The sequence below is a fragment of the Corynebacterium breve genome, from assembly GCF_030252165.1.
Lineage (GTDB): Bacteria > Actinomycetota > Actinomycetes > Mycobacteriales > Mycobacteriaceae > Corynebacterium > Corynebacterium breve.
In genome coordinates, this window is record NZ_CP126969.1 from 1432441 (window position 1) to 1446959 (window position 14519).

Genomic DNA, 14519 nt, shown 5'->3' on the forward strand with positions numbered 1-14519 from the left:
AATGCTTATCACCTTGGACCCTGCCAGCCACGACCCCCTCTATCAGCAAATCGCTGACCAGATCACCGCCCACATTGCAGCTGGCACGATCGCACCCGGTGAACGCCTGCCCACTGCGGCGCGCCTCGCCGACGCGCTCGACGTCAATCGCAATACCGTGCTCGAGGCATACCGCTTGCTTCGCGACGACCACCGGATCGAACTGCGCCGCGGCCGCGGGGCCATTGCCCTGGCACCCACACAGACCCATCCCGACGACCAGGCCCTCGAGCAAATCGCCGAGATCGCCCGAGCCCATAACCTCACCACTGACCACATCACCGCATACCTCAAGGACACGCTATGAAAAAGTTTTGGCTCACCTCCCTTGTCCCCATGGCGGTCATTGCGCTTGTCCTCCACGGCGCGGCCGCGTTCTACCTCGCCCAAGCCCCTGTTCTCATCGGGACCCACTTCGATTTCGGCGGGCGTCCCAACGACTGGACTTCCCCGGACTGTTCTACGGACTGACAACCGCCCAGCAAATACTGCTCCTGGTGGTGTTTTGGTGGATGGGCCGCTACGGTGGCGCCCACTCGACCAACGCGCGCGTGATCACCGGCTTCTTCGGTGGATCTGTGACCATGCTTGGCATCGTCACCTTGTGGATCCTGCGCGCGAACGTCGCGGGCGACCCGGTCCTTTCCTACGGCACGCTTGCCTTGATGTTCAGCGCTGCGATTATTGCCGGGCTGCTGCTTGCGTGGCTGTGCCAGCCAGCACCTGCACCACACAAGCAGCACATCGAGGCCACCCCTGTCACCGTGCCAGCTGGCGGCACCGCGGCATGGATCGGCTACGCCCGTCCGTCCACCCCTATTCTCACCCTGGTGTTGGGCATTACGGCTCTGCTTTTCATTGTGGGAACGGCCATGGCCAACTGGGTGATCATTGTCTTGATGGTAGGTACTGCCCTTCTCGCGGTAGCGCTGATGAATTTCGAGGTCACCATCAACTCCCGCGGGATCCATTACCGCTCCCCGCTGGGGATTCCGCGGCGCTCCATCGCCCTGGATCGGATCCACACCGTCGACCCAGACGAGGTCTTCCCCGGCGAATGGGGTGGCTTCGGACTGCGCGGCCTGGGCAACAAGCGCGCGATTGTCACCCGAGGTGGCGAGGCCATTCGCGTCGACTTCGACGGATCGCAGACCTTGTACATCACCGTCGATGACGCCGCCGGGGCCGCCGGTACCTTCAAGGCGCTGGCATAGTTCACGCACTCCGCTCTCCCTATTGAAATCCCCCCGCCAGCCCTGTACATTATTCCGTACAGGGATATAGGGGCAGGGCTGGAAGGGAAGGAGCACGCATGAAGACCATCTCGTACACCGAATCACGGAAACGGTACGCCGAAGTACTGGATCACGTCACCGACAACCGCGAACCCGTTATCGTCACCCGCGCGGGTCACGAATCGGTTGTTGTGATGGCTCTCGACGATTTCAATTCCATGCAGGAAACGGCGTATCTCATGCGCTCCCCTCGCAATGCACAGCGACTCTTTGAATCCCTCGAGGAAGTCCGCTCCGGAAAGACCACCCCGCACGATCTCATCGAGGATTAGTTCGCAGTGGTTCTGTCGTGGTCAACACATGGTTGGGTGGACTACCTGTACTGGCAGTCCACCGACAAGAAAGTGCTCAAGCGGATCAACACCCTAATCAAAGACATTCCACGCAACGGCCACGAAGGCATTGGTAAGCCGGAGCCACTCAAACACGAGTTCTCAGGCTATTGGTCACGACGAATCACCGACGAACACCGCCTCGTCTACTCCTACGCTGAGGATTCCATTGTGATCCTCAGCTGCAGGTACCACTACTAGCCGGAGCCTACGCCGATCCAGCGAGCCCTACCCCTGATGGTTCCAGGCACACGCCGACGCCACGCCCGGCTCCTTCCTGCCCTCATCGGTACTGCCGTACCAGTAGGTTCCTTCCGGCAGGGCGCGCACCACCACCTGGGTGGCCTCGCGCAGGTCAAGGTCGCTGCGTCCGTTGATAATCACCCGGTGCAGCACCTCCACAGTCGGCTGGTGGCCTTCCGCCTGCTCGTATTGGTTGACCAGGATGTTGTCGGGCTCGCAGGTCAAATCCACCTGCTCCGCGTTGACGTCGTAGGGTTCAAATCCCGCCTTGCGCAGTTTCTTCGGCAGTTTCGCCGACACCCGTTCCCATTCGCCGGGCGTGATCAGCACGGAAATATCGGTGGCAATGTCCCTGGCGTTCAAAGTAAAAAGATCCTCTCGTGACAGTGGTTCGGGCAGGTGCTCGTCGTCAAGCAACTCGGGGCGCACGGACTTCGTCCGGAGTAATGACTGGTCGCGGCGCCACCGGGCAATCTTGGCGTGATCACCGCTGAGCAGCACCTCAGGCACAGCGAGCCCGCGCCACTCACGCGGCTTGGTGTAGCTCGGCCCTTCGAGCAGCCCGTCGGAAAACGAGTCCTCCTCGTGACTGGAGGCGTTGCCCAGCACACCCGGGATCAGGCGCGTGACGGCCTCGGCGATCACCAGCGCTGCGACCTCGCCACCGATGAGCACATAGTCACCGATCGAGACCTCGCGCACCCGGTAACGATTCTCCGCATCCTCGAAAACACGCTGATCGATGCCCTCATACCTGCCACAAGCAATCACGATGTGGTTTTCATTCGACCACTCCCGCGCATCCGCCTGGGTAAACGGTTGGCCTGCCGGGGTGGGCACCAACAACAGCGGCTTCGAACGATCTTCTTCCGCAGCCTCGTATCTCTCCGGAGTCACGCCCTCAACCTCGTCGTGACGCAAACGATCGTTGCGGTGCTCGCTTGCCGACGACAACTCCACCCCACTGCGACCAGCCGCCACATCATCAAGCGCCGGCCCCCACACCTCAGGCTTCATAACCATGCCTGGTCCGCCACCAAGTGGTGTATCGTCAACCGACTTGTGCCGATCCATCGCCCAATCGCGAAGGTCGTGCACACCGACTTCCAACCGACCTTCCTCGATGGCCTTTCCTAGCAGCGCGTGGCGCAGAGGTTCAAGGTACTCGGGAAAGATGGTGATGATGTCAAGGCGTAGTGCTGGGTTGCTCACCTAAGAAAGAATAGTCAACCCAGCTTCTCTATGCCGTGTTGGGCTGCTCTGTTTTGTTCTTCTTGGCTCGCTTGATCATGCGCGTGATCCACAGAATCATCAGCAACAAAACCAGGAGTGCTGCGGCTAGAACCGCCCACATCCACCACTGGAATTTGAATCCGGTGTCTTCAAATACGGCCTCATCTTCAGGATCCATCGGTACGCGGTGAGCATGCACCAAAAGGCGGTGAGTGTTTACTCCGTAGGGGGTGCACGTGATTAAGGTGATCAAGTCTTCCCCAGGTCGAGGCGCAAGGCTGTCTGTCTCATTAGGGAGCACTACATCAATGCCGTGGACTTCGTACTTATAGCGTTCGCCAAAGGTGGAGATGTAGATTGCGTCGCCTTCTTTGACGTCAATCAGGTTGTCCCAAAGCGTCGCATTGGTAATGCCGGTGTGACCAGTAATCACCGAGTGGGTACCTTCGCCACCAACAGGCAGGGCCGATCCGAACAGGTGGCCAAGACCGCGCTGCAGAACCTTCTCGGTTGTGCCGTGGTACACCGGCAGCTGCGAGTCAATCGCAGGGATAACCACCTGCGACATCGCGGACTGACCCGAGAGCTGCGAAAGATACAACGCATACAGCTCATTGTCCTCACTCGCGCGTGCATCCCATGGATCAAGAATCGGCCCTGGCGTGTGTACCCGGTTAAATTCGTGAGCCGCTTCGATGGCCGCATTCAGTGTTTCAGGATCCGTATCCTTCATGATCTCTTCGTATTCAGCAGCAACTTTCTGCTGTGCGAAGTTGTTCCATGTCGATGCGATCACCGGGTACAGCATGATGCCCACACCAACCAGCACCAACAAGAGCGGGACAAACACTCGCTGGAAAACGGACTTTTGTTTTCTCTTTCCGCCCTTGCTCTTGTGGATTTGCTGAGTTGTAGTCAACAGGTACTCCTTGATCTAACTAATCAGCGCGCTTACGACGCATAAGGAACAGACCGACACCAATCAGACCCAAAGCGGCGATTACTACGCCGATAACGCTGGCGCCAGTACTGGCCAGTGGGCCACGAGGCACGTTGGATGAAGGTGGGGTTCCCGGGCGACCTGGGCTGTCTGGTCCACCCGGACGGTCAGGGCTGCCCGGCTGACCAGGCTCTCCGGGTACAGGAGTACTAGTCGTCGAAGGAGTTCCAGGCTTAGTCGGTGGAACCGATGGGTCTGTGGTTTCCGGAATGCCGGGGATTGGCGGAAGAGTCGGCGTCGGGCATGGATCTGTCTCGTCGCACGGATCCGGCCCATTTTTTGCCTGCACCTCGACGTCGTAATCCCATGTCGAGCCGTCGAGATTGCCCGTTGGCAGCGTAATCAAGAAAGGCGCCGACTTTCGGTAGTTCTGTCCAGGAGTGACCGGTGGGTTCTCAACGACGTAATACAGGCCGACCTCAAGGTCATAGAAACGCGCAACGCCTTCAGCATCGGTTGTCGCCCGAATCGCTGGGCCCATCGGCATCGTTGCGGCGTCTTCAATAGTGAGACCCCGAATCCGATCCCAATCTTCGGCCTTGGTCAGGTCAATCCCGTCGATTCGGCGGATCTCAAATACTGACCCCGCCAGACTCGCAGGAGGTAGCTCGCCTTCAGCCACATCGTCATAGTAGTTTGGCTTCGACTTGCGAATCGTCAGATTAACTGTGCGATTCACATCAATCGTTGCGGCCACCTGCTGTGAGACATAGCCGACGACAGTTCTCGCCTCGACCGCTCCAGCGCCGAATCCAAGGGCACCGAAGGCAATCATTGTGGTTGCCGCGAATACCAGTGGTTTCTTCATCGTTGTCTTCATGGCTTAGAGCATCTCCTCAGTGTCCTCGACAGGCTGCGTACTCGTATTGGCTTCATTTGTCTGGCGCAAGGCACGCAGGAACCACCAGATCAGTCCGAGTAGGATGAGTGCGGCAACCCCGAGGACAGCCCACATCCACCACTGCATTTTGAAGCCGTTGGTCTCTTCAACGATCGTCTCGTCTTCAGGATCCATCGGAACGCGCTCGGCATGCACCAACAACCGGTGGGTGTTGATGCCATATGGTGTACAGGTGATCAATGTGATGATGTCTTTGCCGTCGATGGTGCCTAACATGTCGGTCTGATCAGGCGTGACCACCTGGATGTCATAAACCTCGTACTTCAGTTTCTCACCGAAGGTGTTGATGTAGATGGCATCGCCCACCTTCACATCAATTAGGTTGTCCCACAGTGTCGCGTTGGTGATTCCGGTATGCCCGGTTAGAACTGCGTGTGTCGACTCACCACCGACGGGCAAGGCCGTGCCATACAGGTGGCCAAGTCCACGCTGTAACGTTTCTTCTTTTGTCCCGTGGTATAACGGCAGCTTGGAATCAATGGCGGGAATCGTCACCTGCGACATTGCCGATTGCCCCGACAGTTGTTCCAAGTACTCGCGGTACTCGGGCATATCTGTATTGACATGCGCCAACCATGGGTCAAGGATCGGACCCTCGACCTTGGTTCGGTTGTAGTCGTGTGCCGCCTCGATTTGCTGATTCAGCAGTTCAGGGTCGGTATCCTTCATCAACTCTTCGTATTGCTTTGCAACTTCCTGTTGCTGGTAGTTGTTCCAGTTGGAAGCGACGACCGGGTAAAGCATGACGAGGAGGCCAAGCAGCACGATCAGTGCTGGCACGACGACGCGCCGAAATGCGGTCGACTGTGGCTGTTGCCTGTGTTGTGCGGTTGTAACCACGGTGCTTCTCCGAATTGTTAATGAAGTGTCTAAACTTGGCGGGATCTTTTAGGTCTTTCCCGCGGCAGACCGTTTAGCCAGCTAGCTCCGACGTCGAACTGCACGGCGCCAGGTGCTTATCGACGACGTGTCGTCGTTAAGCTTGACTAGCTTTCCGAACTGACTATGCAGTCTGGGAGTTGCGACGTGCAGCGTAAGCACCCGCACCAATCAGACCAGCACCGACAGCGATGATCAGGCCAACACCCATGCCACCAGTGGATGGCAGGAAGTCATCATCGTCAACGTTGAGTACGTCAGCGGTGTAGGTGACGTTTGCCTCGCCAGTAAGCTGGAATGGGATTGGGTCAACAAGCTTTGCATAGCCCGCAGGTGCCTGGGTCTCAACGAGGCAGTAGTTCTTCTCGATTGCATCGTCGTTGTTCTCGATGTCAGTGACGTGGAGGCCATCGACGGTGATGGCACCTTCAGCATCGGTGGTCCATGCGGTCTCACCATTGACTGTAAGTGGATCGATCTCAGGAGTTTCGGTGTTTGAATCTTCCAGGACTCCGCCAGCGGAGCAGCGGTACAGCTCGAAGGTTGCACCTTCCAGCTTCTCGCCATCCTCGTTAGTCTTGTTGACGATCAGCTTGCCCCAGGTGGTCTTAACCTCGTTCGAAGGCGTGGTGGTATCGCCACCGCCGCCACCGTTGTTGGTGACAGTCTTAGCTTCGTTGACCACGACGCCATCGGTTGTACCAATCTCGCCAACAGCAGCTTCAATGGTAGTCACAACCTGGACAGCTGCATCAGCCTTCTTAGCATCAGTCAATGCGATACGACCCTGCTCGGTGAACTCGATGGACACGGCCTGGGTTACAGGATCAACTGCAACTGTGTAGTCGGTACCCTGCACGAAGGTGGTGCCGTCGGTGAGACCAACAGTGATCTGGTCTGCGGTGGTGGTCAGCTGCTCTTCGTCCAGGTCATCGTAGACCTCGTACTTGGAGATTGTGGTATCACCGGCAAGAGCAGGAATGTCGGAGGTAATGGTGTAGGTGATGGAGTCACCAACATTCTGATCTGCGTCCTGAACTTCCTTAGTCACGTTGGACTCGGTGTTCTTTGGGTACACGATTGGGTTGTAGTTCCAGGTAGTCTCGCTGGTGGCGTCGGATGCAGCCGAAGTCATAGGCAGGAAGACGAAGAATGGTCCAGAAGGAACGACGCCTTCAGGAACCTCGGTCTCGGTGACCAAGTAGAGGCCAACTGGCAGGTCAGTGAATTTTGCTTCACCCTGCTCGTTTGTGGTGGCCGAGGTTGCTGCACCCAGCGCAAGGTCTGGATCGGTCGGAGATCCGTTTGCAATCTTAGATGCTGCTTCCCAACCTGCGTTGGTGGAAAGGTCGACGCCAGTGACCGGCTGCACGGTGAAGGTGACTCCTGGCAGCAAGGTACCCGGAGTACCTTCCATGGTTTCACCGGAAGCAATCTCGCCGGGCGTTTCGTCGGAAGCAAGTTTCTTCTTGACAACAGTTAGGGTGCCTGACGCATTGGCATCAATACCACCGAGGTCAACAGGGACGTTGGTAACGGTTTGGGCAAGTGCGATTCCAGCGGTTGCTGGTGCGAGTGCGATGCCGAATGCGGCAACGAAAGCGGCTGTGCGCTTGAAAGAAATGGTAGCCATTATGGTGGTTCCTCTCTGGGAATCTGGTCGCTGGGCCCGGGAATTGTTTTACGGCGCCTAGCGAACTTTGTGAATTTTGCTGGATTGATTCCTGCATCATTAGTCCCGTTGGTCCGGGATAGTGCTCAGGAGGGCGACGTCAAAATGGCCCAGCGCGACGTCGTTGAGTAAACGGTGTGTTCATTTCCTGTTCCTGTTCTTTAGTGAGCTTGGCGACGGCCGTAGAGCGCGCCTGCAAGCATGAGCAACGATCCGAAAGCGATAATCGGCAGCACTCCCATCCCGCCTGTCTTAGGAAGGGTTTGAGTGTTGACTAGCTCGTTCTTGATTTGTCCTGCGTCGAAAGTGCGAGCTTCGCTTGTAATCTGCACGAAGCGTGGAGTCTCGTCTTTGAGGAATCCCAGCGGCGCCTTGGTCTCAACGAGTCGGTACCAGCCGAGTGGTAAGTCGTCGACATTGAATTGCCCGGCAATAGGATCCTTGTCTAGGCCAGTGCAACCGTCAGCGGTATCCGCAACACAGTCTTTGACTGTCATAGCGTCGCCGGTTGCTTCTCCGCCGTCACCAGATACTGGAACTAGCTCCCATTCGGATTCTCCGAGAAGTACAACTGTGTCCGGCTGATCGAGGTACGGAATGCCTATCTTCTGCCAAAGAACTGCACCGGTGGTAGCGGTGTTTTCAAATTCGCCGATGTCAGCCAAGGCGACACCGCCCGACATTGTGAAGGTTCCCTTGGTAGATGTGCCGTCGGCAGCGGTCAATACGTATCCGTCTTCCATTACCTCAAGTCTCCATACGCTGTCGTCGAGGTCGTAGCCCGCAGGGGCCTTCGATTCATAGAGATCGTAAGTACCAGCTGGAACGGCCTCTAGCGAGAACTCGCCTGGGGTCGGATTGAGATCGGGGCCAGTACATCCAGCACTCACGCAGTCAGCGATGACAGTCGCTGTATCCGTGCTTCCTGTTTTCTTCAGCGACCATTCCGAGCCACCAAGAACCTTGCTGTTTTCCTCGGAATCTACTTTTGTCCAATCGATTCTGTTTGGCACATTCTCGATCTCCCCGAAGTCCGCGCTTGGGGTCGTCGAGGTTATCTCAAGAGTGGCTACCGGAGCAGTTCTCTTGATATAGCCGTCAGGAGCTTTCACTTCCTCCAAAGTGTACTTGCCAAGGTCAAGGTCGATTACCTTGAACTTGCCAGGCCTTGGATCAGTGTCAACACCTTCGTAGTCAGACTGACCTGTGTTATCCGTTACCGCGATTTCTTTACCGGAATCATTTGGACCGGTAAGGATCCATTCGGAGCCAGACAATTCTTTGCCATTGCTATCGATTTTGGTCCAAGTCAGTTCACCTAAGTCAAGTTCATTCAGTAGGTCAGGAAGTCTGAGTAATTTTGAAGCGGCAGTCTGAGCATTCAGTTCAAACTTTACGGGCTCCTTCAGGAGTTTGTACCCCTCTGGGCTCGTAGCCTCTGTGAGCTCGTACGAGCCATACGGAAGCCCTTGCAACTTGAACTCACCTGCTGCAGGATTCACATCCATAACGTCACCCGCTAGGCATGCTTTCGGATCAGTGCTTCCTTCAACAAAGCAGTCGTTGATCGTATACGACTTGTCTCCCGCAACGTCCTTTCGAACTAGGGTCCACGTAGTTCCGCGAAGTGGAGTAGGGTCACCCCCTCGCGTTTCACCGAGCTTGGTCCATTCGACATCGGTAACTGCGCTTGCATTTACGTAAGTACACGAGACGATTGGAATGTCAAAGCGAGTCGCCGTTGGGACTGTAAATTGCCACTCGTTCATAGTCCCCGCCACGCGAGTAACCGGAACGTCGCTGTTTGTAGAAGTATTCACACATCGAAGTGTCGTTTGGTAGTCGACCAAATCTGCAGGCGGTTGATCAGAGCCGGGCTCCGAAGCTCCGACTTCGCGAATCCTATACGTCTTTCCAGAGACCGCAGGCACTGGACCGGCCTGTTCGTCCTGGACCCCAAGATCGGTTCCTTCAGTCGTCGCACTGCCCACAACCTTTGGAGTCGTCATATCACTTGCACGTAGGATTTCAAGCTTGAACTGGTCAGCCTCGTTCACACGAGATTCGACGTCTTTCTTCAATTCAACAGTTGGAAAACCTGTGCAGGACGCCAAGTCTGTACCGTAGGTCCAAGTGTTTTCGGTGTAGTAGTACCCATAATACGAATCCCAAGCTTGAAACGTTTTAGGTAGATCAGTTCTAGCAATCACCTGGCCTGTATTCGGATCGATTAGGCGCATCGTTGGTGGATCGCCGTATGCGCTGTTTTCTACAATGATGTTTCCGTCGTAGTTGAAGGCCAAACCGTTAAACTGTGTTCCAGTCGCACCAGTGACGTTAAGGGTCGTCGACTCTTGCGGCTTAATTTCGTAGTATTCGTTGGCCGTACGATCGTTTGAACCAAGGCCGACTTCAGCCTCAGCGAGCGTTTCGCTCAAGACTGGAACGAGTCGAACAGTGCTTGCACTATCGTGAAACAAGATGTACATGTTTCCTTCTTGGTCAAACGCCAGGTCACCATTTGCACCTGCTACAGACCCAGTGGTTTCATAAACCGGAACATAGCCCACATACTGTGTTTGGTTTGACAAGGAATCGTATTTGTACAGGTTGAATCGAACCTGTGTTACTGTGGTCGTTTCGACCACGGGTGGAACCCATACGTCGGGGTTTTCAACCGTTACATACCTGCCGTAATCTCTCCAGTCATAAACGGGGTACCCGTAGTAGTCGTAGTACCCAAGCCATACGTAGCGCCAATCTGACTGCCACTGCTGGCTGGTGCCCCCATCTTTCCAGTAGCCTTCCTTGATTACTTTCTCAGTAGTAGTCGATGCCGTGGAGTACCCACCCATGTAGTAACCACTCGAATCGACAGGGTTTGTGCCGCCCGCAATGAATTTTCCAGAGCCAAAAGATTCTCCCCGAATCGTGGCTGGAACGGTGAATGACGTAGCTGTAGATGCACTAATTGACTCCTGGCCAGTAGTCCATTCGTACACTCGAATGGAGGATCCTGTTCGTTCATAAGCAAAAGCCGTCGTACCACCTGCACCAATCGCTAATCCGTTCATCTGAGTGTTCGAATAGTACGGTATGAACCGTGTATCAGAGGTTTGAGATGTAGTGAATCCGCCAGATGCATAAGTCACCGGATACACATCGCCTTGAGCGTTGATCGCATAGAACTTACCCGGCGTACATTCAAAGTTTCCGCCGGTGGTTAGAGCCATCGGCGAGACCATCCCCATCGTGCCCATCATTTGCTCTGTTGCCGTCAATTCAGCAAGAGCTGGATCAGCCGCTTCCCCGTCCAGAAGGCTGGGCTCGACCGCCTCTCCATCAATGCTCGGTGAGTCAATCTCAGGCGACGTCGCTTCTTCTACAGGTGCTGTCTCCTCAGACGCCACCTCTTCGGGAGCCATCAGATCCTCATATGCAGCGTCCAGGCTCGGATCATCGAACACGCTCATCGAATCCGTGGCGGCCGCCTCCTCGGGCACAGCGTTAGAAGGTGCCGCCACATAGACGGTAGCGAACACAATAAACAGCGTAAGCGCAAGTGAGGAAACTATTTTTCCGTATTCGCGGAACTGCTTACGAGTTCCTGTGAAATCGTGGAAAGCCATCCTGGTTACCCTTCAGTAAAAATGTGATCTAGTAGGTACCTTAAGACAACCTGTCAAGCTTTCCAACTTATGTGACAGTGCAACTGGTCACATTTGTACATCCCCATAAATGGGACGACCTTTTACCGCCATTCGAGATAACGCAAACTATTCAGACGTTCCTATTTGGCGACGAAAGCTAAAATACCGAAGTGCCAGCTAGTAACACTGTCCGCTCGCTTCAGTCGGCTTTACGGCAACTTTAAGTTCAGACCTAATTTTGATCACAAAATGTTTTCACCAAGAATCTCCTGAGAGAGTTAGGGTGGACGCTCAGATACCCCCAGGGCATCCCGAGTCGCTCCCCGGTAAGCCCCCGTAATTGCAACATACTGATGCACATGAAAACTCGAGATCTAATCATCCCTGCGCTCCTTCTCACCACGCTCGCCCTCACCGCATGCGGCACCGGCGGCGATCAAGGCTCAGCAACACCTACCGCTGAGCCCGAGGTCTTGCAGAATGACCTGCCCTCAGAGTCCCCGTCCCCCGACATGGCACCGGACGAGCAGGGCCACCGCGCAGATGATGTCACCGCGAACACCGCGAAGGGTGCGTGCATCACCGAAGGCCTTGAGCTCACCGTGGCTGGCGAACAAGGCGCAGCCGGCAGTCGCATCCTTGACCTCGAGTTGAAAAACACCTCCGGCAAAGACTGCCAAATGATCGGTTTCCCCGGTGTGAGCATCGTCGGTGGCGGCAACGGCACCCAGATCGGCGCGCCTGCCAATCGCGAAAACCGCGGCACCGATTATGTCGAGCTCAAAGACGGCGACGTCGCCACCTTCACCGTCACGATTTCCCAGGCCGGTGCCTACGACGAAGCCGAATGCCAGCCCACCCCAGCTGACGGCTTGCGCGTCTTCCCTCCCGGAAACACCAACTCCTCCTACGTCGCCGTCCCAGGTCTGACTGGCTGCGCAAACCCCGAGCTATCGATTCTCAACGTCGGACCAGTCGCTTAGTCCTCAAAGCTTATTCCTCAAACAAGCCCTCGGGCGGGGTAACAATCAAAAATCCCTCGCCCGTATCCACCTCGGGAACGATGTCGTAGACAAAGGGCACGAGTACTTCGCGCCCGTCCACGTCTACCTCCAGAATTTGGCGACCCGGCGTATGCATTACCCCGGTCACCTCGCCGATATCGCCACCGTCGCGAATCACGCGCAGCCCGATCAGCTCGTGATCGTAGAACCCTTCGTCGTCGTCAGCCGACTCCAAAGGCTCTGCCCAAAACACGGTGCCACGCAGGGTTTCCGCCATGGTGCGATCAGGCACTTCGCGGAACTTGATTAGCAGCCGCCCTTTGTGCGGACGCACCGTTTCCACGGTCAGGGAGTGTTCTTTGCCCGCCTGCTTGCCGCGCAGTACCTCGTCGATAGCAAAGCGCACGTCAGGCTCATCTGTGGTGGCATCGACAACTACTTCCCCGCGAATTCCGTGGGATTTAATCACGCGTCCGATCTGCAGCTCCATGGACAATACTGTAGACGATTGCCCCTCCCACCACTGTAAGGTGGGCCTATGGACAACCTGCCGATTAACTCCCCCGAAATCTTCGGCGACGCCGATCAGCACGACACGGCCATAGGCACAACGGTGCTCTCGCTTGTCGACGACGCCCCCGCCCCCAATCCCGCCCGCCCCCGCCCTGCGGTCAAGCGTCTGCTCCAGGGCGACGGCGCGAACTTCATCGTGTTCAACTTCTGCCCCGGCCAGGACCTTCCCGATCACAAAGCGGCCCACCCGATCACGGTGCAGTGCATCTCCGGCGAGCTGGACTTCGAGTGCGACGGCAAGCGCATCCCCATGAAACCGGGCGAAATCTACCACCTGCGCGCCTATGTCCCGCACGCTGTCTACTGCCCCGATCAGGCACCCGAGGAGAACAACATCCTCCTGCTCACGATGCTCACTGGCGAGCGTCACCAGTAGGTCGTCGTCAAGCGAAAACGTCTGTGCGGTCGATGAAATCCCAGGCAAAGTCGATAAAACTCGCCCGGTAGTTCAAAAACTGTCCCGCCCGGATGAGCTCGGCGACTTCACTGCGCGTAGCCCACGTGGCAGCGACGACCTCCCGGTTAGGAATCGCCAACGTTGCCAGCGCAACTGGGTGGCGCAGCACGTACACATCGTCAAAGCCGTTCCGATAGTTCGCGGTAAACGCCGGCCGCAGCCTGGAGAAATCTAGCGCAATACCGAGCTCCTCAAAAGTCTCGCGCTGCATCGCCTCCTGTGAGTTCTCGCCGGCCACGGCACTTCCTCCGACGGTGACATCCCACAGGCCGGGCCACAGCTCTTTTTCGTCACTACGACGTTGAATGAGCATCCGACCACGCTCGTCGAAAAGGCACAGCGTCACCACCAAGTGGAACTCGCCCGGCCCGTGCGGGGTGCCCCTGTCCACGATCTTGCCGGTGCGGTTGCGGTGGACATCGTAGACGTCCCACTTCTCGATACTCACGCCTCCACCATAAAGAAGATCCGCCCGCACCGATCTCTCGGTGTGGACGGATTCACAAGCCTAAGCAGATTTACTCTGCAGCTTCTTCCTCAGCTGGAGCTTCCTCCGCAGCCTCTTCTGCAGCAGCTGCATCAGCCTCTGCCTTTGCAGCGGCCTCAGCTTCAGCAGCAGCCTTGAGCTCTGCCTCTTCCTTAGCCTTCTTGCGCTTCTCGGTGATTGCCTCAGCGGTTGGGCCGTTGTTAGCCTCTTCCAGCGCCTGGTTGAACAGGTCGAGCTTGGATGCCTTCTCTTCAGCAACCTTGAGGGTGCCTTCTGCACCGTCGAGGCCCTTGTGCTTCTGCCAGTCGCCGGTGACCTTGAGCAGTGCCGCGACAGCCTCGGTTGGCTGTGCGCCAACGCCCAGCCAGTACTGTGCGCGCTCAGAGTCGATCTGGATCAGGGATGGCTCTTCCTTTGGGTGGTAGATGCCGATGTTCTCGATGACCTGGCCATCGCGACGGGTACGAGCGTCAGCAACAACAACGCGGTACTGTGCGTTGCGGATCTTACCAAGACGCTGCAGCTTGATTTTTACAGCCATGAATGTTTCCTTTACGGTCACTGGGCAGTTCGGACGCTCGCCATGCTTTTCGACGAGCCGGTTCAACCCTTGGGATTTATCTGCGCGTGACTCGACCGGCCGAGCGTACTCGGGGACGGTGCGTACGCAGTATGAAATTGGGCGTTGGCCTACAAAGTAGACAACTCGAGTAAGGGTACCCGCCTACCCCGGCTGGAACCAAACCACGGTTTC

General features: G+C 56.5%; 16 protein-coding genes. 7 read left to right on the forward strand and 9 right to left on the reverse strand.

The window, feature by feature from the left end; genetic code table 11:
• Position 1 precedes the first annotated feature (1 nt).
• The 5 genes from QP027_RS07045 to QP027_RS07065 all read left to right on the forward strand — a co-directional run bounded on the left by QP027_RS07045 (position 2) and on the right by QP027_RS07065 (position 1867).
• Positions 2-346 carry a GntR family transcriptional regulator gene (locus QP027_RS07045; RefSeq protein ID WP_284823599.1) on the forward strand — a complete coding sequence of 115 codons (345 nt, stop codon included), beginning with the start codon at positions 2-4 and terminating at the stop codon, positions 344-346.
• Positions 343-510: a hypothetical protein gene (locus QP027_RS07050; RefSeq protein ID WP_284823601.1), complete on the forward strand. Its 168-nt coding sequence runs from the start codon at positions 343-345 to the stop codon at positions 508-510. Before QP027_RS07045 ends, QP027_RS07050 begins: the two co-directional genes overlap by 4 nt.
• A 26-nt stretch (positions 511-536) precedes the next feature.
• Complete coding sequence (locus QP027_RS07055) at positions 537-1253, forward strand: hypothetical protein (protein WP_284823602.1); 717 nt, start codon at positions 537-539, stop codon at positions 1251-1253.
• A gap of 98 nt (positions 1254-1351) precedes the next feature.
• Positions 1352-1606, forward strand: coding sequence for a type II toxin-antitoxin system Phd/YefM family antitoxin (locus QP027_RS07060; RefSeq protein WP_284823604.1), 255 nt, complete (start codon positions 1352-1354; stop codon positions 1604-1606).
• Between the two features lie 6 nt (positions 1607-1612).
• Positions 1613-1867, forward strand: coding sequence for a Txe/YoeB family addiction module toxin (locus tag QP027_RS07065; RefSeq protein ID WP_284823606.1), 255 nt, complete (start codon positions 1613-1615; stop codon positions 1865-1867).
• Between the two features lie 27 nt (positions 1868-1894).
• Here QP027_RS07065 and trmD read toward each other — a convergent pair whose 3' ends face one another.
• From trmD to QP027_RS07095, 6 genes are all read right to left on the reverse strand, one after another.
• Positions 1895-3121: a tRNA (guanosine(37)-N1)-methyltransferase TrmD gene (gene trmD / locus QP027_RS07070; RefSeq protein WP_284823608.1), complete on the reverse strand. Its 1227-nt coding sequence runs from the start codon at positions 3119-3121 to the stop codon at positions 1895-1897.
• A gap of 28 nt (positions 3122-3149) precedes the next feature.
• Positions 3150-4061 carry a class C sortase gene (locus QP027_RS07075; protein ID WP_284823610.1) on the reverse strand — a complete coding sequence of 304 codons (912 nt, stop codon included), beginning with the start codon at positions 4059-4061 and terminating at the stop codon, positions 3150-3152.
• Positions 4062-4080: 19 nt separating this feature from the next.
• Positions 4081-4962 (reverse strand): SpaH/EbpB family LPXTG-anchored major pilin, encoded by an 882-nt coding sequence (locus QP027_RS07080; protein WP_284823612.1) that lies wholly within the window; start codon positions 4960-4962, stop codon positions 4081-4083.
• 3 nt (positions 4963-4965) lie between these two features.
• The gene (locus QP027_RS07085) at positions 4966-5883 is read right to left on the reverse strand and encodes a class C sortase (RefSeq protein ID WP_284823614.1); all 918 of its coding nucleotides are present in this window, start codon (positions 5881-5883) and stop codon (positions 4966-4968) included.
• A 163-nt stretch (positions 5884-6046) separates the two neighbouring features.
• Entirely contained in the window at positions 6047-7555 is a 1509-nt protein-coding gene (locus QP027_RS07090) for a SpaH/EbpB family LPXTG-anchored major pilin (RefSeq protein ID WP_284823615.1), read from the reverse strand.
• Between the two features lie 200 nt (positions 7556-7755).
• Positions 7756-11223 (reverse strand): SpaA isopeptide-forming pilin-related protein, encoded by a 3468-nt coding sequence (locus QP027_RS07095; protein WP_284823617.1) that lies wholly within the window; start codon positions 11221-11223, stop codon positions 7756-7758.
• Positions 11224-11603: 380 nt separating this feature from the next.
• Between QP027_RS07095 and QP027_RS07100 the strand changes: the two genes are divergently transcribed.
• On the forward strand, positions 11604-12227 hold the full coding sequence (locus tag QP027_RS07100) for a DUF4232 domain-containing protein (RefSeq protein WP_284823620.1): 624 nt from the start codon (positions 11604-11606) through the stop codon (positions 12225-12227).
• A 10-nt stretch (positions 12228-12237) separates the two neighbouring features.
• Here QP027_RS07100 and rimM read toward each other — a convergent pair whose 3' ends face one another.
• On the reverse strand, positions 12238-12738 hold the full coding sequence (gene rimM / locus QP027_RS07105; RefSeq protein WP_284823621.1) for a ribosome maturation factor RimM: 501 nt from the start codon (positions 12736-12738) through the stop codon (positions 12238-12240).
• A 48-nt stretch (positions 12739-12786) separates the two neighbouring features.
• Between rimM and QP027_RS07110 the strand changes: the two genes are divergently transcribed.
• Positions 12787-13197, forward strand: coding sequence for a cupin domain-containing protein (locus tag QP027_RS07110; protein ID WP_284823622.1), 411 nt, complete (start codon positions 12787-12789; stop codon positions 13195-13197).
• Between the two features lie 7 nt (positions 13198-13204).
• Here the strand turns inward: QP027_RS07110 and QP027_RS07115 are convergent, their stop codons facing one another.
• Together QP027_RS07115 and rpsP are read right to left on the reverse strand one after the other, a co-directional pair.
• Positions 13205-13726 carry an NUDIX hydrolase gene (locus QP027_RS07115; protein ID WP_284823623.1) on the reverse strand — a complete coding sequence of 174 codons (522 nt, stop codon included), beginning with the start codon at positions 13724-13726 and terminating at the stop codon, positions 13205-13207.
• 70 nt (positions 13727-13796) lie between these two features.
• Positions 13797-14306, reverse strand: coding sequence for a 30S ribosomal protein S16 (rpsP, locus tag QP027_RS07120; protein ID WP_284823624.1), 510 nt, complete (start codon positions 14304-14306; stop codon positions 13797-13799).
• Positions 14307-14519 lie beyond the last annotated feature (213 nt).

Excerpts from the sequence above, each read along its gene's own strand:
- QP027_RS07045 (WP_284823599.1), top strand. The coding sequence starts at position 2 with ATGCTTATCACCTTGGACCCTGCCAGCCACGACCCCCTCTATCAGCAA.
- QP027_RS07050 (WP_284823601.1), top strand. The coding sequence starts at position 343 with ATGAAAAAGTTTTGGCTCACCTCCCTTGTCCCCATGGCGGTCATTGCG.
- QP027_RS07060 (WP_284823604.1), top strand. The coding sequence starts at position 1,352 with ATGAAGACCATCTCGTACACCGAATCACGGAAACGGTACGCCGAAGTA.
- QP027_RS07080 (WP_284823612.1), bottom strand. The coding sequence starts at position 4,962 with ATGAAGACAACGATGAAGAAACCACTGGTATTCGCGGCAACCACAATG.
- QP027_RS07090 (WP_284823615.1), bottom strand. The coding sequence starts at position 7,555 with ATGGCTACCATTTCTTTCAAGCGCACAGCCGCTTTCGTTGCCGCATTC.
- QP027_RS07095 (WP_284823617.1), bottom strand. The coding sequence starts at position 11,223 with ATGGCTTTCCACGATTTCACAGGAACTCGTAAGCAGTTCCGCGAATAC.
- QP027_RS07100 (WP_284823620.1), top strand. The coding sequence starts at position 11,604 with ATGAAAACTCGAGATCTAATCATCCCTGCGCTCCTTCTCACCACGCTC.
- rimM (WP_284823621.1), bottom strand. The coding sequence starts at position 12,738 with ATGGAGCTGCAGATCGGACGCGTGATTAAATCCCACGGAATTCGCGGG.
- QP027_RS07110 (WP_284823622.1), top strand. The coding sequence starts at position 12,787 with ATGGACAACCTGCCGATTAACTCCCCCGAAATCTTCGGCGACGCCGAT.
- rpsP (WP_284823624.1), bottom strand. The coding sequence starts at position 14,306 with ATGGCTGTAAAAATCAAGCTGCAGCGTCTTGGTAAGATCCGCAACGCA.